Genomic DNA, 14,115 nt, shown 5'->3' on the forward strand with positions numbered 1-14,115 from the left:
ACGTCCGGTCCGTTCCCGCTTCATCGATGGTCTGGTGAGCGCAACGTTCGATGTTTCGGCCGCAGCCAAGGTTCGGCAAGTCGGCAAAGTACCCGCCTAGGAGGTCTACTTGTCTTCGTCGCCGGTTCGGGCGGTACTGAAGCTGCAATTTCCTTCTGCCTAAGGACCAGAACCTTGGCTGCCTAGCGGCATCAGCACTGCGGTGTGTCGGCGCCCCCTTGGGGGACACAGGAGCGGTTGGTGGCCAGGAGTTGGCGCGACGGCACCCCTTACCAAGCCGTAACTCTGAAAGTCTCTGCAAACCGCTCTTTCCGGTCCTACGGCTGCCCGACAAGACGGAGGCAGAGACGCTGTTGGGTCGCTTGATCCGGAGGAAGGATGTTTGGCGTTCTGGGAGTGGGCGACGACTGAGTTCCGCTGCCACGCAACGGGCTAGGGCTTGCCGCGCCGTCGAAAAAAATCTCGAAAAAAACTTGAGGGGTCGGCTGTGTATGGCTCTGCCTCGTCCGCCGCCCCCGAGAGCCTCATGGGTAGGGGGTGGGGGGTGTTTCGCTTCCGGCGCGACCCGACTAGGCCAACCGCAGCCCAGCGCCGCGAGGTATCACTTGCATCCTCCGCCGTCTGGCGGCACAACCCAGTTCCGAAAATAAATCCACCCCGCTGAGCATTTCAGTGACGACCACTGAAAGAATGAAATGTTTTCAATGGGGGCATCGCAACCGGGCGTTCCGTGGGCGCCGAACCGACGAGGAGAGCCGACATGGCCGATATTTCCCTCACATTCCCCGATGGCGCGAGCCGAGACTTCCCGCGGGGCGTTACGCCCGCCGAAGTTGCCGCCGCCATTTCCACCTCGCTGGCCAAGAAGGCGATCTCCGCAACCGTGGACGGCCAGCACTGGGACCTGCAATGGCCGGTCGAAGGCGACGCCACCATCGCCATCAACACGATGAAGGACGAGGCCCCTGCCCTTGAGCTGATCCGGCACGACCTCGCCCATATCATGGCGCGCGCCGTGCAGGAAATCTGGCCCGAGGTTAAGGTCACCATCGGCCCGGTGATCAAGGATGGCTGGTATTACGACTTCGACCGCGAGGAGCCCTTCACGCCGGAGGACCTCGGCGCCATCGAGGCCAAGATGAAGGAGATCATCAACCGCCGCGATCCGGTGACCACCGAGGTCTGGGAGCGCGACCGCGCGGTGAAGTATTACGAGGCCAACAACGAGCCTTACAAGGTGGAGCTGATCGACGCCATTCCGGGCAGCGAGCCGATCCGCATGTACTGGCACGGCCATTGGCAGGATCTCTGCCGCGGCCCGCATCTCCAGCACACGGGCCAGGTGCCCGCCGACGCCTTCAAGTTGATGAAGGTGGCAGGCGCCTACTGGCGCGGCGACAGCGACCGCCCGATGCTGCAGCGGATCTACGGCGTGGCGTTCCAGAACCGCCAGCAGCTCAAGGATTACCTGACCTTCCTCGAGGAGGCCGAGAAGCGCGACCACCGGCGGCTGGGCCGCGAGATGGAGCTGTTCCACTTCCAGGAGGAAGCGCCGGGCATGGTGTTCTGGCATCCCAACGGCTGGACCATCTATCGCGAGATGGAAGACTACATGCGGCGCAAGCTCGACCGCGCGGGCTATCGCGAGATCAAGACGCCGCAGGTGGTCGACCGAAAGCTCTGGGAAGCCTCGGGTCACTGGGACAAGTACCGCGAGAACATGTTCATCACCGAGATCGATGAAGAACATGCCAACGAAAAGCGGATGAACGCGCTGAAGCCGATGAACTGCCCCTGCCACGTGCAGGTGTTCAACCAGGGCATCAAGTCCTACCGCGACCTGCCGCTGCGGCTGGCCGAATTCGGTTCCTGCCACCGCTACGAGGCGCATGGTGCGCTGCATGGCCTGATGCGGGTGCGCGGCTTCACGCAGGATGACGCGCATATCTTCTGTACCGAGGACCAGATCGAGCAGGAATGCGCGAGCTTCATCGAACTGCTGTCTGACATCTACCGCGACACGGGCTTCTCGAAGTTCGACATCAAGCTCAGCACCCGCCCCGAGGTGCGCGTGGGTTCCGACGAGGTTTGGGACAAGGCCGAGGCGGCGCTGGAGAAGGCGATCCTCAACGTCCGCAACGACTTCGAGATCGACCCGGGCGAAGGCGCCTTCTACGGACCGAAACTCGACTTCAAGCTGACCGACGCGATCGGCCGCGAATGGCAGTGCGGCACCTTCCAGGCCGACTTCAACCTGCCGGAACGGCTGGATGCGAGCTACATCGGCGCCGACGGCGAAAAGCACCGCCCGGTCATGCTGCACCGTGCGATCCTTGGCTCCTTCGAGCGGTTCATCGGCATCCTGATCGAGAACTATGCCGGCCGGATGCCGATGTGGCTGGCGCCGCGGCAGGTCGTGGTGGCCTCGATCGTCTCGGATGCGGATGAGTTCGTGCTGGAGGCGACGAAGACCCTGCAGGACGCCGGGTTGCGCGCCGAGGCCGATATCCGCAACGAGAAGATCAACTACAAGGTGCGGGAGCACTCCGTGGGCAAGGTGCCGGTGATCCTCGCCATCGGGCAGCGCGAGGTGGAGAACCGCACCGTCACCGTGCGACGGCTGGGCGAGAAACAGACGGCGACCGTGCCGCTCGACGAACTCGTCGCACAGCTCGCCGACGAGGCCCTCCCCCCCGATCTGCGCTGACCGGAGCAACGGCCGACAGAAACGCGACGGGCGCCCGAAGGCGCCCGTAAGCATCTGGGAAGAATGCTTTACCAGCGCAAGAGCCGGTTCCCGAGGACGGCGCCGAGCCCGGTGACGATCAGGATTCCGAGGCTGTACCAGACGCCATAGAAGAGCGGCGTATCCTCGATGCAGAACAGCGAGTAGATCGCCGTCGCAAGGCCGGCCGACGCCAGGCCGGCCAGCGCGCCGCAGCGCACCGGGTTCACCGGGGCGCCCTGGCGCAGGGCCATCAGCAGTCCACCGAGGATCGGGAGCGACAGCGCCGTGATCGACGGCAGGCAGACGTGGATCGAATGCCCAACGAAGTCTGCCAGCCGCTGACCGGCAGGGGTCGTGACAAACGCCCAGACGAAGAGCCCAAAAACAGCCGCCGGCACCGCCCAGATGATCCTGGAAGCCGCCCCGGACGGCACGGCCGGGCGCGATGCGCGCAGCACCAAGCCAAGACTCAATACGGCCAGAACGAGCGGCAGCACCGTCTTGGCAAGGGTCACCGGATCCGACACGGCGATGCCCAGCCCGGGCCGGGGGCCCAGGACGACGGCAAAGAGCGCCAGCGTCACGAACGCGCCCGCCGCCAGGCCCCCTGCCGCCCGCCGCTCCAGCGACGGGCCGGCGGGCGGCAGGGGCTCCGCGGCCAATGAGGCTATCAGGTCTTCGGTCTTCATTTCCTCGTCTCGTCCTCTTTCTCGTCTCCTGCCGCCAGCCGGCGCAGGCGGGCCAGCGCACGGTGATAGGCTACCCGCACGGCCCCTTCGCTCATTCCGAGCCCGCCAGCGACATCGCCGGCACTTTGTCCTTCCAGACCGACGGCGCGCACGATCTGCGCGGAACGGTCATCTATTCCGTCCAGCAGGCGTCCAAGGTCGCGCGCGGCGGTCGGGTCGACCTGCGCTTCGTCCGGCAACTGCTCGGCCAGATCCTCGATCGGGACCTGGTGTCCACCGCGCTTCATGCGGCGGAATGCGTCGGCGGTCTTGTATCGCGCAATGGCATAGAGCCACGGCGCCACCGGGTCGGTCTCTCGCCAGGTATGCCGCCTGGCGTGAACCGCCAGCAACACCTCCTGCACGATGTCCTCGCTCCCCGCATCCCTTCCGGAACGCCCGAGAACGATGGTTCGTATCGCCGGTGTGACCTCGGTGAGGAACTGCGCGTAGGCCTTTGCCTCGCCCCTGTTCGCCCTCCGAAGGAGATCTCTCCACCGGTCGTTGCGATCCGTCATTGATCCTCCATTCGCGCGAAACAGCGAAACGTTACAGCCGGGCGGCGATTTTGGCGATTTCAGTAACCTGTTCGTGAGGTCCGTAACATCCATGCCCGGAGCGACGAACAGGTATGCACGGACGCCAAGACGGCGCCGATCAACCGAAGGATACAGTCATATGAAATCGACCAACAAGACCGTTCTCGTCTCTGCCATGACCGCCGCGCTCGTCAGCATCAGCGCCGGCCACGCCACCGCGCAGGAAGCCGGCAAGGAGAAGTGCTTCGGCGTTTCGCTCGCCGGTCAGAACGACTGCGCGGCCGGCCCCGGCACCACCTGCGCCGGCACCTCGACGGTCGATTACCAGGGCAACGCCTGGACGCTCGTCGACGCCGGCACCTGCGAGAGCATGGAACTGCCCGACGGCCGCATGGGCTCGCTCGAAGCCCTCGACCGCGACCTGCCGGCGTAAGCCGCCCCGCCAGGTGCCCGGCGCGCGAACCGCCGGGCACGCCCCCTGCCCATGACCGCTCCGGAGACCTGACATGCTCGACAGCACCGCCCACGAGACCCTGCCACTGGCGCCCGGGGTCGGTTACAAGCCGCAGCATTTCGCAGCGATCATGGCGGATCCGGGCCCGGTCCGCTGGCTGGAGATCCACGCCGAGAACTACATGGGCGACGGTGGCCGCCCGCTGGCGCAGCTGCGTCACCTGGCCGAACGCTTCCCGATCTCGGTGCACGGCGTCGGGCTTTCGATCGGCGGCGAGGCGCCGCTCGACAGGGACCACCTCGCCCGCCTTGCTCACCTGGTGGGCTGGCTGAACCCCGCAAGCTTTTCCGAACACCTGGCCTGGTCGACGCACGACACGGCCTTCCTGAACGACCTGCTTCCCCTGCCATATACCGAGGCCACCCTGGCCCGCGTCGCCTCCCATATCGACCAGGTGCAGGAGGCGCTCGGCCGGCGGATGCTGCTGGAGAACCCCTCGACCTATCTCGCCTTTGCCGAAAGCGAGATGTCGGAGACCGATTTCCTGCGGGAGATTGCCCGCCGCACCGGCTGCGGCCTGCTGCTCGACGTCAACAACGTCTTCGTTTCCGCGACCAACCAGAAGACCGACCCGCGCGACTATATCGCCGAGTTCCCGCTGGAGCACGTGGGCGAGGTGCACCTGGGCGGACATGACGAACAGGAGGACGAGCATGGCGCGCCCTTGCTGATCGACAGCCACGGCGCCGAGGTCGTGGACCCCGTCTGGACGCTCTATGCCGAGACCATCGCCGCCATGGGCCCGCGCCCGAGCCTGATAGAATGGGACACCGACGTGCCCGAGTGGCCGGTACTGGCCGCCGAGGCCGAGCGCGCCGCCGCCATTCTCACCCCGGCGCGGCAGGCGGTGTTGTCATGACCGTGAGCCAGACAGATTTTCGCGCCGCGGTCCTCGATCCGGTCCGCCCGGTCCCGGAGGGGCTGGTCGACCCGGAGGGCCGTGCGGCGGGCAAACGCTTCGACGTTTACCGCAACAACGTGGTCGTCAGCCTGTCGAACGCCCTCGGCGAGGCCTTCCCGGTGATCCGCAAGCTGCTGGGAGAGAACAACTTCCGCATCCTTGCCGGGCATTTCGTCCGGGCGCATCCGCCCGTCTCTCCGCTGATCGCGCTCTACGGCGAGGCCCTGCCCGGCTTTCTCGAGCAGTTCGAACCGGTGCGCTCACTCGGCTACCTGCCCGACGTGGCGCGCCTCGAACTTGCGCTGCGCCGCGCCTATCATGCGGCCGACACCCTGTCGCTGCCGCCCGCGGAACTGCAGGCGCTGCCGCCCGACGCGCTGGCGGAAGCCCGGTTCCGCCTCGCGCCCGCGCTGCAGCTTGTCGAGTCCGACTGGCCGATCGTGTCTATCTGGCGCTTCAACATGGAAGACGGCCCCAAGCCGCGCCCGGTACCGGAAACGGCCCTGATCACCCGGCCGCAGTTCGACCCCGAAATCGCCGCGCTGACACCCGCAGCCGGCACCTTCGTTTCCGCCATCGCTGCCGGTGGCAGCCTGGGCGAGGCATTGTCCTGCGCGTCCGAAATCGACGCCGGTTTCGACCTGACGCCGACCCTTGGCGCCCTGATCTCGGGCGGCGCCCTTATCGCCATCGAGGAGGACTGACCCGATGACCGCCACCACAACAGACACCGCAACCTCGCAGAAGCGCGCCGTATTCAACCGCATCGTCGCGATCCACGACCGGGTGTTCTCCGCCCTCGAAACCGCCCTTGCCGGCTGGGCCATCCCGACCCTGGCGCGGTTCGCCTTTGCCGCCGTGCTACTGATGTATTTCTGGGCGTCCGCGATGACGAAGCTCGGCGATGGGATCTTCGGCATCTTCGTGCCCTCCACCGGCGCCTATGCCCAGATCTTCCCGCAAAAGGCCGAGGCCGTTCTCTACGACCCGAGCCAGTTCTCGATCTTCGAGAAACTGGTGATCCTCGCCGGCACCTGGGCCGAGTTCCTGCTGCCCCTGCTCATCGTGATCGGGCTGTTCACACGCCTCGCCGCGCTCGGCATGATCGGTTTCGTCACCGTCCAGAGCCTGACCGACATTCACGGACACCACGCCGACGCTACAACCATCGGCGCCTGGTTCGACCGCGCCTCGGATTCGCTGATCATGGACCAGCGGGCATTCTGGATGCTGCTTCTGATCACGCTGGTGCTGCGCGGGGCAGGTCCGCTGTCGATTGACCGTTTGATCGGCATCGGACAGCCCCACAAACAATGATTTTTCAAAGAGGGTTGTTTTATTTCACAAGTGAGGCACCCTCTAGGCGTGACGACGCCACTACGACTCACTGGCCCTGCCCCCAAGAGAAAGTCCGGCTGCGTGACCACGCCGCCGCAATCTCGCGGGCGGATCAAGTTGAGACGAAGGAGACGCGGGATATGCCGACCGGCACCGTGAAATGGTTTAACACCACCAAGGGTTACGGGTTCATTGCCCCCGATGACGGCGGAAAGGACATTTTCGTTCACATCAGCGCGGTTGAGCGCGCTGGAATGACGGGCCTCGCCGACAACATGAAGATCGAATACGAGCTGCGCGAAGGTCGTGACGGGCGGTCTTCGGCAACAGACCTCAAAGCATTGTAAAAATTATCATTTTCCGACAGCCACGCGCCTCAGGACGCGTGGCTGTCATTTGCGGCACACGCATTTCCGCATTGCAGCAACGAAGGTTTCCCTTGTGCTGCTCCGTGCTATCATTCCCGAAACAACGCCAATTGGGAGGAGGCGCGGCACCGTCAGCTGCATCCTGCCATGACGACGCGTCTCCTTGCACAACTTGCAGGTACGCACGCATCATGCCCGATCTCGTCGCCATTCTCTCGTTCTACAGAGCCCTCGCCCGGTTTGCCGTCAGCGGTGCCCTTCCAGACGAGGCGGCGATGATGGCCCAACCCGAACGAGAGATCGTGCTGCGCCGATTCCTGAGCCCGGCTGAACGGGATGCGCTGGCAAAGGTGCCGGCCTGCGACCGCCAGCTCCGACTTCGAAAGGGCGCGCTGCGCTTCCAGGCCTGGGAAGCCGCCAACCCGGATATCGCCGCCCTGCTCCGCCGGAAAGCCGAGCGCCAGGTGTTCGACCGGGCGAGCTACGCCTGATTATCGGACAACAGCGGTCTCGCGACGCTCAAATCCCCGGCCCCGCTGCACGAGCGCCGGGCGGCCACCGGTTCGGGATGAACGATCGCTCGATTCGTGGTATACTTGCTCAAGCGTTGCCGGAGGGCACGCATCTTGATGGGAGGCAGTGACGCAGTGGCGCTCCGCTTCCCCGTGCGCGACTGACAAGGTTCTGCGTCCACTGTCTCCATGCATTTTTGGAGGCGTTACCATGACCGAATTTCTCGCGATCCTGGCAGTTCTTTACACGTGCAATGCAGCGGCCGAAGTGCGGGTCCTGTCCTCGGACGAGGCGGTCGCCTGCAGTGGGGTGTTCGAAGTCGTGAAGGCCCAGTTCATGGACGATCCCGAGGCAGGAAGCAGCGATCCGATGTCCGGCACGCGGCAGAACGTCGACGCCTATCTCGCCTTCAAGCAGTGGGAGGCAGACAACCCTGACCTGGTGGACGAGATGCAACGCGCCGCCCGCCATGAGCTTCTGGAAACGCCGGCCTAGCCTACGCTGTCGAACGGCCGCCCTAGACGTTCCACTCCGCGCGAGTCGCCTCATCCCATCCCAGCGTCAGCCGGTTCCCCTCCTGCACCACCGGGCGCTTCATCAGCGTCGGATGGGCGGCCAGAAGTTCGGAAACGCCGCACGCCCTTTCCGCCTCCGAAAGCTCCCGCCAAGTGGTCGAGCGCCGGTTGATCAGGGCATCGCCGAAGGCCGTGATGAGCGGCTCCCACTCATCGGATGTCAGCGGCTCCTGCCGGATATCGCGGAAGGTCACCGCATGGCCCGCCGCCTCGAGCGCCTTGCGCGCCTTGCGGCAGGTGTCGCAGGTGGGAATGCCGAAAAGGATCATCGCTCTACTCCGGGTTCGCTCCAGTCACCCCCTCGCTTCGCATGGCGACCCGTGAACGGCAAGCGTCAGCCGATGGCGCGAGCCGCCATCACCCCGCACCAGGCCGAGACCCCGGTGAGCACCGCGCCCCAGCACATGTCCACCGCCGCCATGGAGACATGCCAGTCCCGCATCACCGCATAGCTGGTCAGCTCATAGGTGCCATAGGCGACGAGGCCGAGGATCGCGCCGTTGATCAGCGCCTGGGTCGGCGCATCCGCTCGCAACGCGGGGAGCGATACGAAGTACATCACGCCCCCCATGTAGAGCAGGTAGAACAGGATCGCGGGCCCGAGCCGCAACCCGTCGAGCAGCCCCTCGCCCAGATGGCGTTCGAAGAGCGGGCGCATCACCGTGCTCAGCATCACCGCATCTAGCGCGAGAAAGACCAGTCCAGTGGTCAGCAAAAGAACGAGAAAGGGCATCGTCACCTCCGGTTGGGGCGGAGGTAGCGCCGGGGCATGGCCCGGCAAGGGGTCAGGCGCCGCGTGTGCATTCCGCGCACCGGGCAAGGGCCGGGTCCAGTTCCAGCCGCTCCGCCGGGATCGGCTCGCCGCAATCGGTGCAATAGCCGTATTCCCCCTCGTCGAGGCGCGCGAGCGCCGCACGGATCCGAACCCGCTCAGCCGCGCGCCGGCGGGCCTGTGCCTGCGCCATCGCCTGGTGTTGCAGCGCGTCCATCCGGGACAGGCGGCCTGTGGCGGCCTGGTCGAGCTCCACGACCGAACGCGCCCCGGCCGAGGCGGCATCCTCCTCATCGAGGGTCTGCAGGCGCTCCATCAAGCGCTTTCGGATCGCGGGCTCCTCCATGAGCCGAGCGTGGCAGGCAGCGGGCGCGGGCGCAAGCGCGGGGCGTTGCGATCCCGCGCGCCGCCACCGAACGCTGCCCGCCTGTTTACGCAACGGTGACGAATTCGGCGTTATACCGGCAACGCAGCGGGGCGCGAGGTGTATCAGTTGGCTCCTGACCGTCACGCGTCCCGCCTGCAATCCCCCTGATTATCGGCACAGAACGGCATCGCGAACGGGCGATGTCTGCGCGAGGCAAACGCCCCGAACCGGACCGGATGACCGCCGTTCCACATGCACATTTTGATCTGGGAAGGTTGCCATTCCGGGGCGCCGGACGGCGGCCCCTAGGGGATCTGGTGCGGTCGAGAAGACTCGAACTTCCACGGGAGTTACCCCACAGCGACCTCAACGCTGCGCGTCTACCAATTCCGCCACGACCGCACGTGATCAGGTAGGCTCGGCGCTTCTAGCGAAGCCGCGCGGGGATGAAAAGGGGTTTTTTCGGCTTTCGCAAAGCTTCTTTCACAAATCGCGCGGGCGGGCGCCCGAGGGATACTCCGGGCGCCCGCACCACCCCTGGTTTGCAAGGGTCACTGGCTGATCTGGAAGCTCGGCATCGCCGTCGAGGAGGCCGCCTGCGGCTGCATCGCCCTCGGGGCGCCTCCGGTTCCGTTGATCTCGGACGCCGCCGTAAGGATCAGCTCGTTGCGACCCTCCTGCCCCGGCGCAAAGACCGGCGTGGTCCCCCGGGCGATCGCGTCTGCGCTGGACTGGTACCAGGCCAGCGAGAGATCCGGACGTTTCGACGCGCCGAATCCCTGCGAGAGGTGATGGCCGAGCAGCTCGCCATAGACCGGCTCGCCCAGCACGACGAGAATCAGCGCCGAGCCCAGAGCGACGTTCAGATCATCGACCCGGTAGCCGTCGCCGAGGCAGATTTTGGCCGTCTGCACCATCTGGGCCGGCGACATTCCCGTCGAGAGCACGAATTGCGAGACCTGCTGGACGACCGCCTCCTTGTCGTTCACCGACATCGCGGCAACCTGGTCCTTCAGAAGCGGCGCAAGCTGCTTGCACTGCGCGGTGATCTCGGCCGCCGAGACACCCTGCACCTTGCCGATCAATTGCTCGCTCTGGGCGATGGCATAGGTCCGCGCGAGGCAGAACTGTTCGTTCAGCGCAACCGCGGGATCGGACATGGAGGCGAGGGTCGCAAAGCCGCCGTTGGCGTTGGTCATCAGGTTGACCGCGTTGCAATGCGAGGCGAGCGAGGCCTCGCTGGCTTCGCCGAGGAAGCTGGGCATCTTCGGCCCCTCGTCCACGGCTGCCTCGGTCACGGGCGCGGCAGGCTCCGCGGCCGCCGGGACCGGCGCCGGCGCGGCAGGTTGCGCGACGGCGGGGTTTACGACAACGGTTGTGGTTGCCGGCGGCACGACGCCCGCCATGGCCCCGCCCGCCAATTGGTCGCGATAGGTGATCAGCAGCCCCTTGGGCCCCATCGGGTTCGCCGCGATGAGCTGGTTCGTCGTCGGCCCGCCGGCGAGCACACGGTTGTGCGAGGTCAGCAGGAAGTCCTTCTCGTACTGGGTCAGCTGGCCCGTCGCCGGGTAGCCCATATGCGCCTGGTAACCGGAAATGGCTGCACGGGAATTGCGCCCGAGCACGCCATCGGCGCCGCCGGCGTTGAACCCGAAATAGTTGAGCGCGTGCTGAACCGAGCGGTTCTCGGCCCGTTGCGCCGAGGATATGCCGGAACTGTACGTCTTCTTGGAAGGCGCCGCCTGGCGGTAGACGGTGGTGGTCCGGCGCTGCTGATCGCGGGCGATGGCGTTGCCGATGATGCCGCCGACGATCGCGCCGGCGATGGCGTCCCCCGCATCTGCGGCCGCCCGGTGGGCCGGGCCGATGGCGAGGTTTCCTGCAAGCAAGGTCGAGACGAGGATGCGTCCTTTCATGTCAATCTCCTGATGTATTCACGGTCGAAAAAAGAGGCTTGGGCCATGGCGGCCCCAATAACGTTTGGCTAATGGTCATGGCCGACACCGATTCGAGTCAAGCTTGGGGGCCAGCATGGTTGAGTGGATCACGTCCGACGGGCTCGTCCCCTACGAGACGGCCGTATCCGAGATGGAGCGGCGCGTGGCGGAGATCACGGCCGGAACGGCTGGCGAAGCGGTCTGGCTGCTCGAGCATCCGCCGCTCTACACCGCCGGCACGTCGGCCCGGCCCGACGACCTCAAGCAGCCGGACCGGTTTCCGGTCCACGAAAGCAAGCGGGGTGGCCAGTACACCTACCACGGCCCCGGTCAGCGGGTGGTCTACGTGATGCTCGACCTCAACCGGCGCGGGCGGGACGTGCGCGCCTTTGTCGAGCAGCTCGAGACCTGGGTCATCGACACCCTCGACACGTTCAACGTGAAGGGCGAGATCCGTCCCGGCCGCGTCGGCGTCTGGGTGACGCGCCCCGAGAAGCCCCCCCTGCCCGACGGCTCGCCGCGGGAAGACAAGATCGCCGCGATCGGCATTAGGCTCCGGAAATGGGTGAGCTTCCACGGCATCTCGATCAACGTGGAGCCGGACCTGAGCCATTTCGATGGAATCGTGCCCTGCGGCATCACCGGCCACGGGGTTACCAGCCTTGTCGACCTCGGGCTCCCGGTGACGATGAACGACCTCGACGTCGCGCTCCGCAGCACCTTCGAGGACGCGCTGCCACTTCGCTGAGCGTTCCACAGGCAGCCCTCGACACGCCCCCGCCCAGCCATAGCGCGATTCGTGGCCGAGGGGGCTCGCATGGGGCACTCCCCGCCGCCTCGTCCCGCTTCGGGACAGACTGCCGCAGTATGGACCCGGAATTGCATTCCGCAAACTGCATATAGCCCATGTTCTGAGCGCATTGCTGGTTGCTGGCGCCCACCTAACACCCTAATGTGAGCGTCGGACGCGGGGGGCGCCGATCCAACGATGCTGCCCCCGGAAAACAGGACACACTTCATCCGGAGGGAATGCATGGCCGATGCAGCCATTCACGGGCATGACCATGAGGACAATCGGGGTTTCTTCACCCGTTGGTTCATGTCCACCAACCACAAGGACATCGGGATTCTCTACCTGGTGACCGCGGCCGCCATGGGCTTCATTGCGGTCTTCTTCACCGTTCTGATGCGCATCGAGCTGATGACGCCGGGCGTGCAGCACATGTGCATGGAGGGCTTCCGGCTCTTCGCCAGCTCGACCGATGGCTGTACGCCGAACGGCCATATCTGGAACGTGCTGATCACCGCCCACGGCATCCTGATGATGTTCTTCGTGGTGATTCCGGCGCTCTTCGGGGGCTTCGGCAACTACTTCATGCCGCTGCAGATCGGCGCGCCGGACATGGCGTTCCCGCGGCTGAACAACCTCAGCTACTGGATGTATTTCGCCGGCTGCTGCCTTGCGGTGGCCTCGGTGTTCAGCCCGGGCGGCAACGGCCAGCTGGGTTCGGGCGTGGGTTGGGTGCTCTATCCGCCGCTGTCGACCAATGAAGGCGGCTACTCGATGGACCTGGCGATCTTCGCCGTCCACGTCTCGGGCGCCTCGTCGATCCTCGGCGCGATCAACATGATCACCACCTTCCTGAACATGCGCGCCCCGGGCATGACCCTGCACAAGGTGCCGCTCTTCGCCTGGTCGATCTTCGTCACCGCCTGGCTGATCCTGCTCAGCCTGCCGGTTCTGGCCGGTGCGATCACCATGCTGCTGACCGACCGCAACTTCGGGACGACGTTCTTTGACCCGGCCGGCGGCGGCGACCCGGTGCTCTATCAGCACATCCTGTGGTTCTTTGGCCACCCGGAAGTCTACATCGTGATCGTGCCGGGCTTCGGCATCATCAGCCAGGTGATCGCGACCTTCTCGCGCAAGCCGATCTTCGGCTACCTGCCGATGGTCTATGCGATGGTCGCAATCGGCGCGCTCGGCTTCGTGGTCTGGGCCCACCACATGTACACCGTGGGCATGTCGCTCAGCCAGCAGAGCTACTTCATGCTGGCGACGATGGTGATCGCGGTGCCGACAGGCATCAAGATCTTCAGCTGGATCGCCACGATGTGGGGCGGCTCGATCGAATTCAAGACACCGATGCTGTTCGCCGCCGGCTTTGTGGCGCTGTTCACTTTGGGCGGTGTCACCGGCATCGTGCTGAGCCAGGCCGGCGTCGACCGGGCCTATCACGACACCTACTACGTGGTGGCACATTTCCACTATGTCATGAGCATCGGCGCGGCCTTCGCGATCTTTGCCGGGGTATACTTCTGGATCGGCAAGATGTCGGGCCGGCAATACCCGGAATTCCTCGGCAAGGTGCATTTCTGGCTGTTCTTCGTCGGCGTGAACGTGACGTTCTTCCCGCAGCACTTCCTTGGCCGCCAGGGCATGCCGCGCCGCTACATCGACTATCCGGAGGCCTTCGCCACCTGGAACTACGTCTCGTCGCTCGGTGCGTTCCTGTCTTTCGCCTCGTTCGTGCTGTTCTTCTACATCGTCTGGGTCACGCTCCGCCGGGGCGAGAAGATCGCAGAGGCGAACTACTGGAATGAATACGCGGACACGCTGGAGTGGACCCTGCCCTCGCCGCCGCCGGAGCATACCTTCGAGACGCTCCCCAAGCAGAGCGACTGGGACAAGGGCCACGCGCACTGATCCCGCTTCCGGCGCGGCGACGCCCGCATCGGAACACGGACGACATCGACCTGCCGCGCACCGCGCGGCAGGTTTTTTCTTGCCTGAAGGTTGGCTGGAGGCCCGAGCGATCGACGGTGGAAAAGAGC

At 65.4% G+C, this 14,115-nt stretch carries 16 protein-coding genes and 1 tRNA gene; 10 read left to right on the plus strand and 7 right to left on the minus strand.

Annotation, left to right across the window (positions count from 1 at the left end; genetic code table 11):
- Positions 1-760 precede the first annotated feature (760 nt).
- Positions 761-2,707, plus strand: a complete 1,947-nt coding sequence (gene thrS / locus CHB86_RS07710) for a threonine--tRNA ligase (protein WP_089232412.1) — start codon at positions 761-763, stop codon at positions 2,705-2,707.
- A 68-nt stretch (positions 2,708-2,775) separates the two neighbouring features.
- Here thrS and CHB86_RS07715 read toward each other — a convergent pair whose 3' ends face one another.
- Both CHB86_RS07715 and CHB86_RS07720 read right to left on the minus strand, forming a co-directional pair.
- Positions 2,776-3,417 (minus strand): NrsF family protein, encoded by a 642-nt coding sequence (locus tag CHB86_RS07715; RefSeq protein ID WP_089232413.1) that lies wholly within the window; start codon positions 3,415-3,417, stop codon positions 2,776-2,778.
- Entirely contained in the window at positions 3,414-3,974 is a 561-nt protein-coding gene (locus tag CHB86_RS07720; RefSeq protein WP_089232414.1) for a sigma-70 family RNA polymerase sigma factor, read from the minus strand. The genes CHB86_RS07715 and CHB86_RS07720 overlap by 4 nt, the downstream gene beginning before the upstream one ends.
- Before the next feature lie 160 nt (positions 3,975-4,134).
- Between CHB86_RS07720 and CHB86_RS07725 the strand changes: the two genes are divergently transcribed.
- From CHB86_RS07725 to CHB86_RS07755, 7 genes are all read left to right on the plus strand, one after another.
- Complete coding sequence (locus CHB86_RS07725) at positions 4,135-4,428, plus strand: BufA1 family periplasmic bufferin-type metallophore (protein WP_089232415.1); 294 nt, start codon at positions 4,135-4,137, stop codon at positions 4,426-4,428.
- A gap of 73 nt (positions 4,429-4,501) precedes the next feature.
- On the plus strand, positions 4,502-5,368 hold the full coding sequence (gene bufB, locus CHB86_RS07730; RefSeq protein WP_089232416.1) for an MNIO family bufferin maturase: 867 nt from the start codon (positions 4,502-4,504) through the stop codon (positions 5,366-5,368).
- Positions 5,365-6,114, plus strand: coding sequence for an HvfC/BufC N-terminal domain-containing protein (locus tag CHB86_RS07735; RefSeq protein ID WP_089232417.1), 750 nt, complete (start codon positions 5,365-5,367; stop codon positions 6,112-6,114). The genes bufB and CHB86_RS07735 overlap by 4 nt, the downstream gene beginning before the upstream one ends.
- Before the next feature lie 4 nt (positions 6,115-6,118).
- Positions 6,119-6,727 carry a DoxX family protein gene (locus tag CHB86_RS07740; RefSeq protein ID WP_089232418.1) on the plus strand — a complete coding sequence of 203 codons (609 nt, stop codon included), beginning with the start codon at positions 6,119-6,121 and terminating at the stop codon, positions 6,725-6,727.
- A gap of 161 nt (positions 6,728-6,888) precedes the next feature.
- A complete protein-coding gene (locus CHB86_RS07745) occupies positions 6,889-7,095 on the plus strand; it encodes a cold-shock protein (protein ID WP_089232610.1) in 207 nt (68 codons plus the stop codon).
- 212 nt (positions 7,096-7,307) lie between these two features.
- Positions 7,308-7,607 carry a hypothetical protein gene (locus CHB86_RS07750; protein ID WP_089232419.1) on the plus strand — a complete coding sequence of 100 codons (300 nt, stop codon included), beginning with the start codon at positions 7,308-7,310 and terminating at the stop codon, positions 7,605-7,607.
- A gap of 232 nt (positions 7,608-7,839) precedes the next feature.
- The gene (locus CHB86_RS07755; protein WP_089232420.1) at positions 7,840-8,124 is read left to right on the plus strand and encodes a hypothetical protein; all 285 of its coding nucleotides are present in this window, start codon (positions 7,840-7,842) and stop codon (positions 8,122-8,124) included.
- A 22-nt stretch (positions 8,125-8,146) separates the two neighbouring features.
- Here the strand turns inward: CHB86_RS07755 and CHB86_RS07760 are convergent, their stop codons facing one another.
- From CHB86_RS07760 to CHB86_RS07780, 5 genes are all read right to left on the minus strand, one after another.
- Entirely contained in the window at positions 8,147-8,473 is a 327-nt protein-coding gene (locus CHB86_RS07760) for an arsenate reductase family protein (RefSeq protein ID WP_089232421.1), read from the minus strand.
- Between the two features lie 65 nt (positions 8,474-8,538).
- Positions 8,539-8,937, minus strand: a complete 399-nt coding sequence (locus CHB86_RS07765) for a DUF2177 family protein (RefSeq protein WP_089232422.1) — start codon at positions 8,935-8,937, stop codon at positions 8,539-8,541.
- Positions 8,938-8,989: 52 nt separating this feature from the next.
- Positions 8,990-9,292, minus strand: a complete 303-nt coding sequence (locus CHB86_RS07770; RefSeq protein WP_245837809.1) for a TraR/DksA family transcriptional regulator — start codon at positions 9,290-9,292, stop codon at positions 8,990-8,992.
- A 366-nt stretch (positions 9,293-9,658) separates the two neighbouring features.
- Positions 9,659-9,745 (minus strand) — tRNA-Leu (locus CHB86_RS07775).
- A 149-nt stretch (positions 9,746-9,894) separates the two neighbouring features.
- Positions 9,895-11,259, minus strand: coding sequence for a peptidoglycan-binding domain-containing protein (locus CHB86_RS07780; RefSeq protein WP_089232424.1), 1,365 nt, complete (start codon positions 11,257-11,259; stop codon positions 9,895-9,897).
- 103 nt (positions 11,260-11,362) lie between these two features.
- On the opposite strand from CHB86_RS07780, the gene lipB reads away from it, so the two are divergent.
- On the plus strand, positions 11,363-12,028 hold the full coding sequence (gene lipB / locus CHB86_RS07785) for a lipoyl(octanoyl) transferase LipB (RefSeq protein WP_281251211.1): 666 nt from the start codon (positions 11,363-11,365) through the stop codon (positions 12,026-12,028).
- 285 nt (positions 12,029-12,313) lie between these two features.
- Positions 12,314-13,987 carry a cytochrome c oxidase subunit I gene (gene ctaD / locus CHB86_RS07790; protein ID WP_089232426.1) on the plus strand — a complete coding sequence of 558 codons (1,674 nt, stop codon included), beginning with the start codon at positions 12,314-12,316 and terminating at the stop codon, positions 13,985-13,987.
- Positions 13,988-14,115: the final 128 nt, after the last annotated feature.

Source organism: Tropicimonas sediminicola, from assembly GCF_900188335.1.
GTDB lineage: Bacteria > Pseudomonadota > Alphaproteobacteria > Rhodobacterales > Rhodobacteraceae > Tropicimonas > Tropicimonas sediminicola.

What these genes read in the sequence shown, in the direction of transcription:
- thrS (WP_089232412.1), top strand. Translation starts at nt 761, where the DNA reads ATGGCCGATATTTCCCTCACATTCCCCGATGGCGCGAGCCGAGACTTC.
- CHB86_RS07715 (WP_089232413.1), bottom strand. Translation starts at nt 3,417, where the DNA reads ATGAAGACCGAAGACCTGATAGCCTCATTGGCCGCGGAGCCCCTGCCG.
- CHB86_RS07720 (WP_089232414.1), bottom strand. Translation starts at nt 3,974, where the DNA reads ATGACGGATCGCAACGACCGGTGGAGAGATCTCCTTCGGAGGGCGAAC.
- CHB86_RS07725 (WP_089232415.1), top strand. Translation starts at nt 4,135, where the DNA reads ATGAAATCGACCAACAAGACCGTTCTCGTCTCTGCCATGACCGCCGCG.
- bufB (WP_089232416.1), top strand. Translation starts at nt 4,502, where the DNA reads ATGCTCGACAGCACCGCCCACGAGACCCTGCCACTGGCGCCCGGGGTC.
- CHB86_RS07735 (WP_089232417.1), top strand. Translation starts at nt 5,365, where the DNA reads ATGACCGTGAGCCAGACAGATTTTCGCGCCGCGGTCCTCGATCCGGTC.
- CHB86_RS07740 (WP_089232418.1), top strand. Translation starts at nt 6,119, where the DNA reads ATGACCGCCACCACAACAGACACCGCAACCTCGCAGAAGCGCGCCGTA.
- CHB86_RS07745 (WP_089232610.1), top strand. Translation starts at nt 6,889, where the DNA reads ATGCCGACCGGCACCGTGAAATGGTTTAACACCACCAAGGGTTACGGG.
- CHB86_RS07750 (WP_089232419.1), top strand. Translation starts at nt 7,308, where the DNA reads ATGCCCGATCTCGTCGCCATTCTCTCGTTCTACAGAGCCCTCGCCCGG.
- CHB86_RS07755 (WP_089232420.1), top strand. Translation starts at nt 7,840, where the DNA reads ATGACCGAATTTCTCGCGATCCTGGCAGTTCTTTACACGTGCAATGCA.
- CHB86_RS07760 (WP_089232421.1), bottom strand. Translation starts at nt 8,473, where the DNA reads ATGATCCTTTTCGGCATTCCCACCTGCGACACCTGCCGCAAGGCGCGC.
- CHB86_RS07765 (WP_089232422.1), bottom strand. Translation starts at nt 8,937, where the DNA reads ATGCCCTTTCTCGTTCTTTTGCTGACCACTGGACTGGTCTTTCTCGCG.
- CHB86_RS07770 (WP_245837809.1), bottom strand. Translation starts at nt 9,292, where the DNA reads ATGGAGCGCCTGCAGACCCTCGATGAGGAGGATGCCGCCTCGGCCGGG.
- CHB86_RS07780 (WP_089232424.1), bottom strand. Translation starts at nt 11,259, where the DNA reads ATGAAAGGACGCATCCTCGTCTCGACCTTGCTTGCAGGAAACCTCGCC.
- ctaD (WP_089232426.1), top strand. Translation starts at nt 12,314, where the DNA reads ATGGCCGATGCAGCCATTCACGGGCATGACCATGAGGACAATCGGGGT.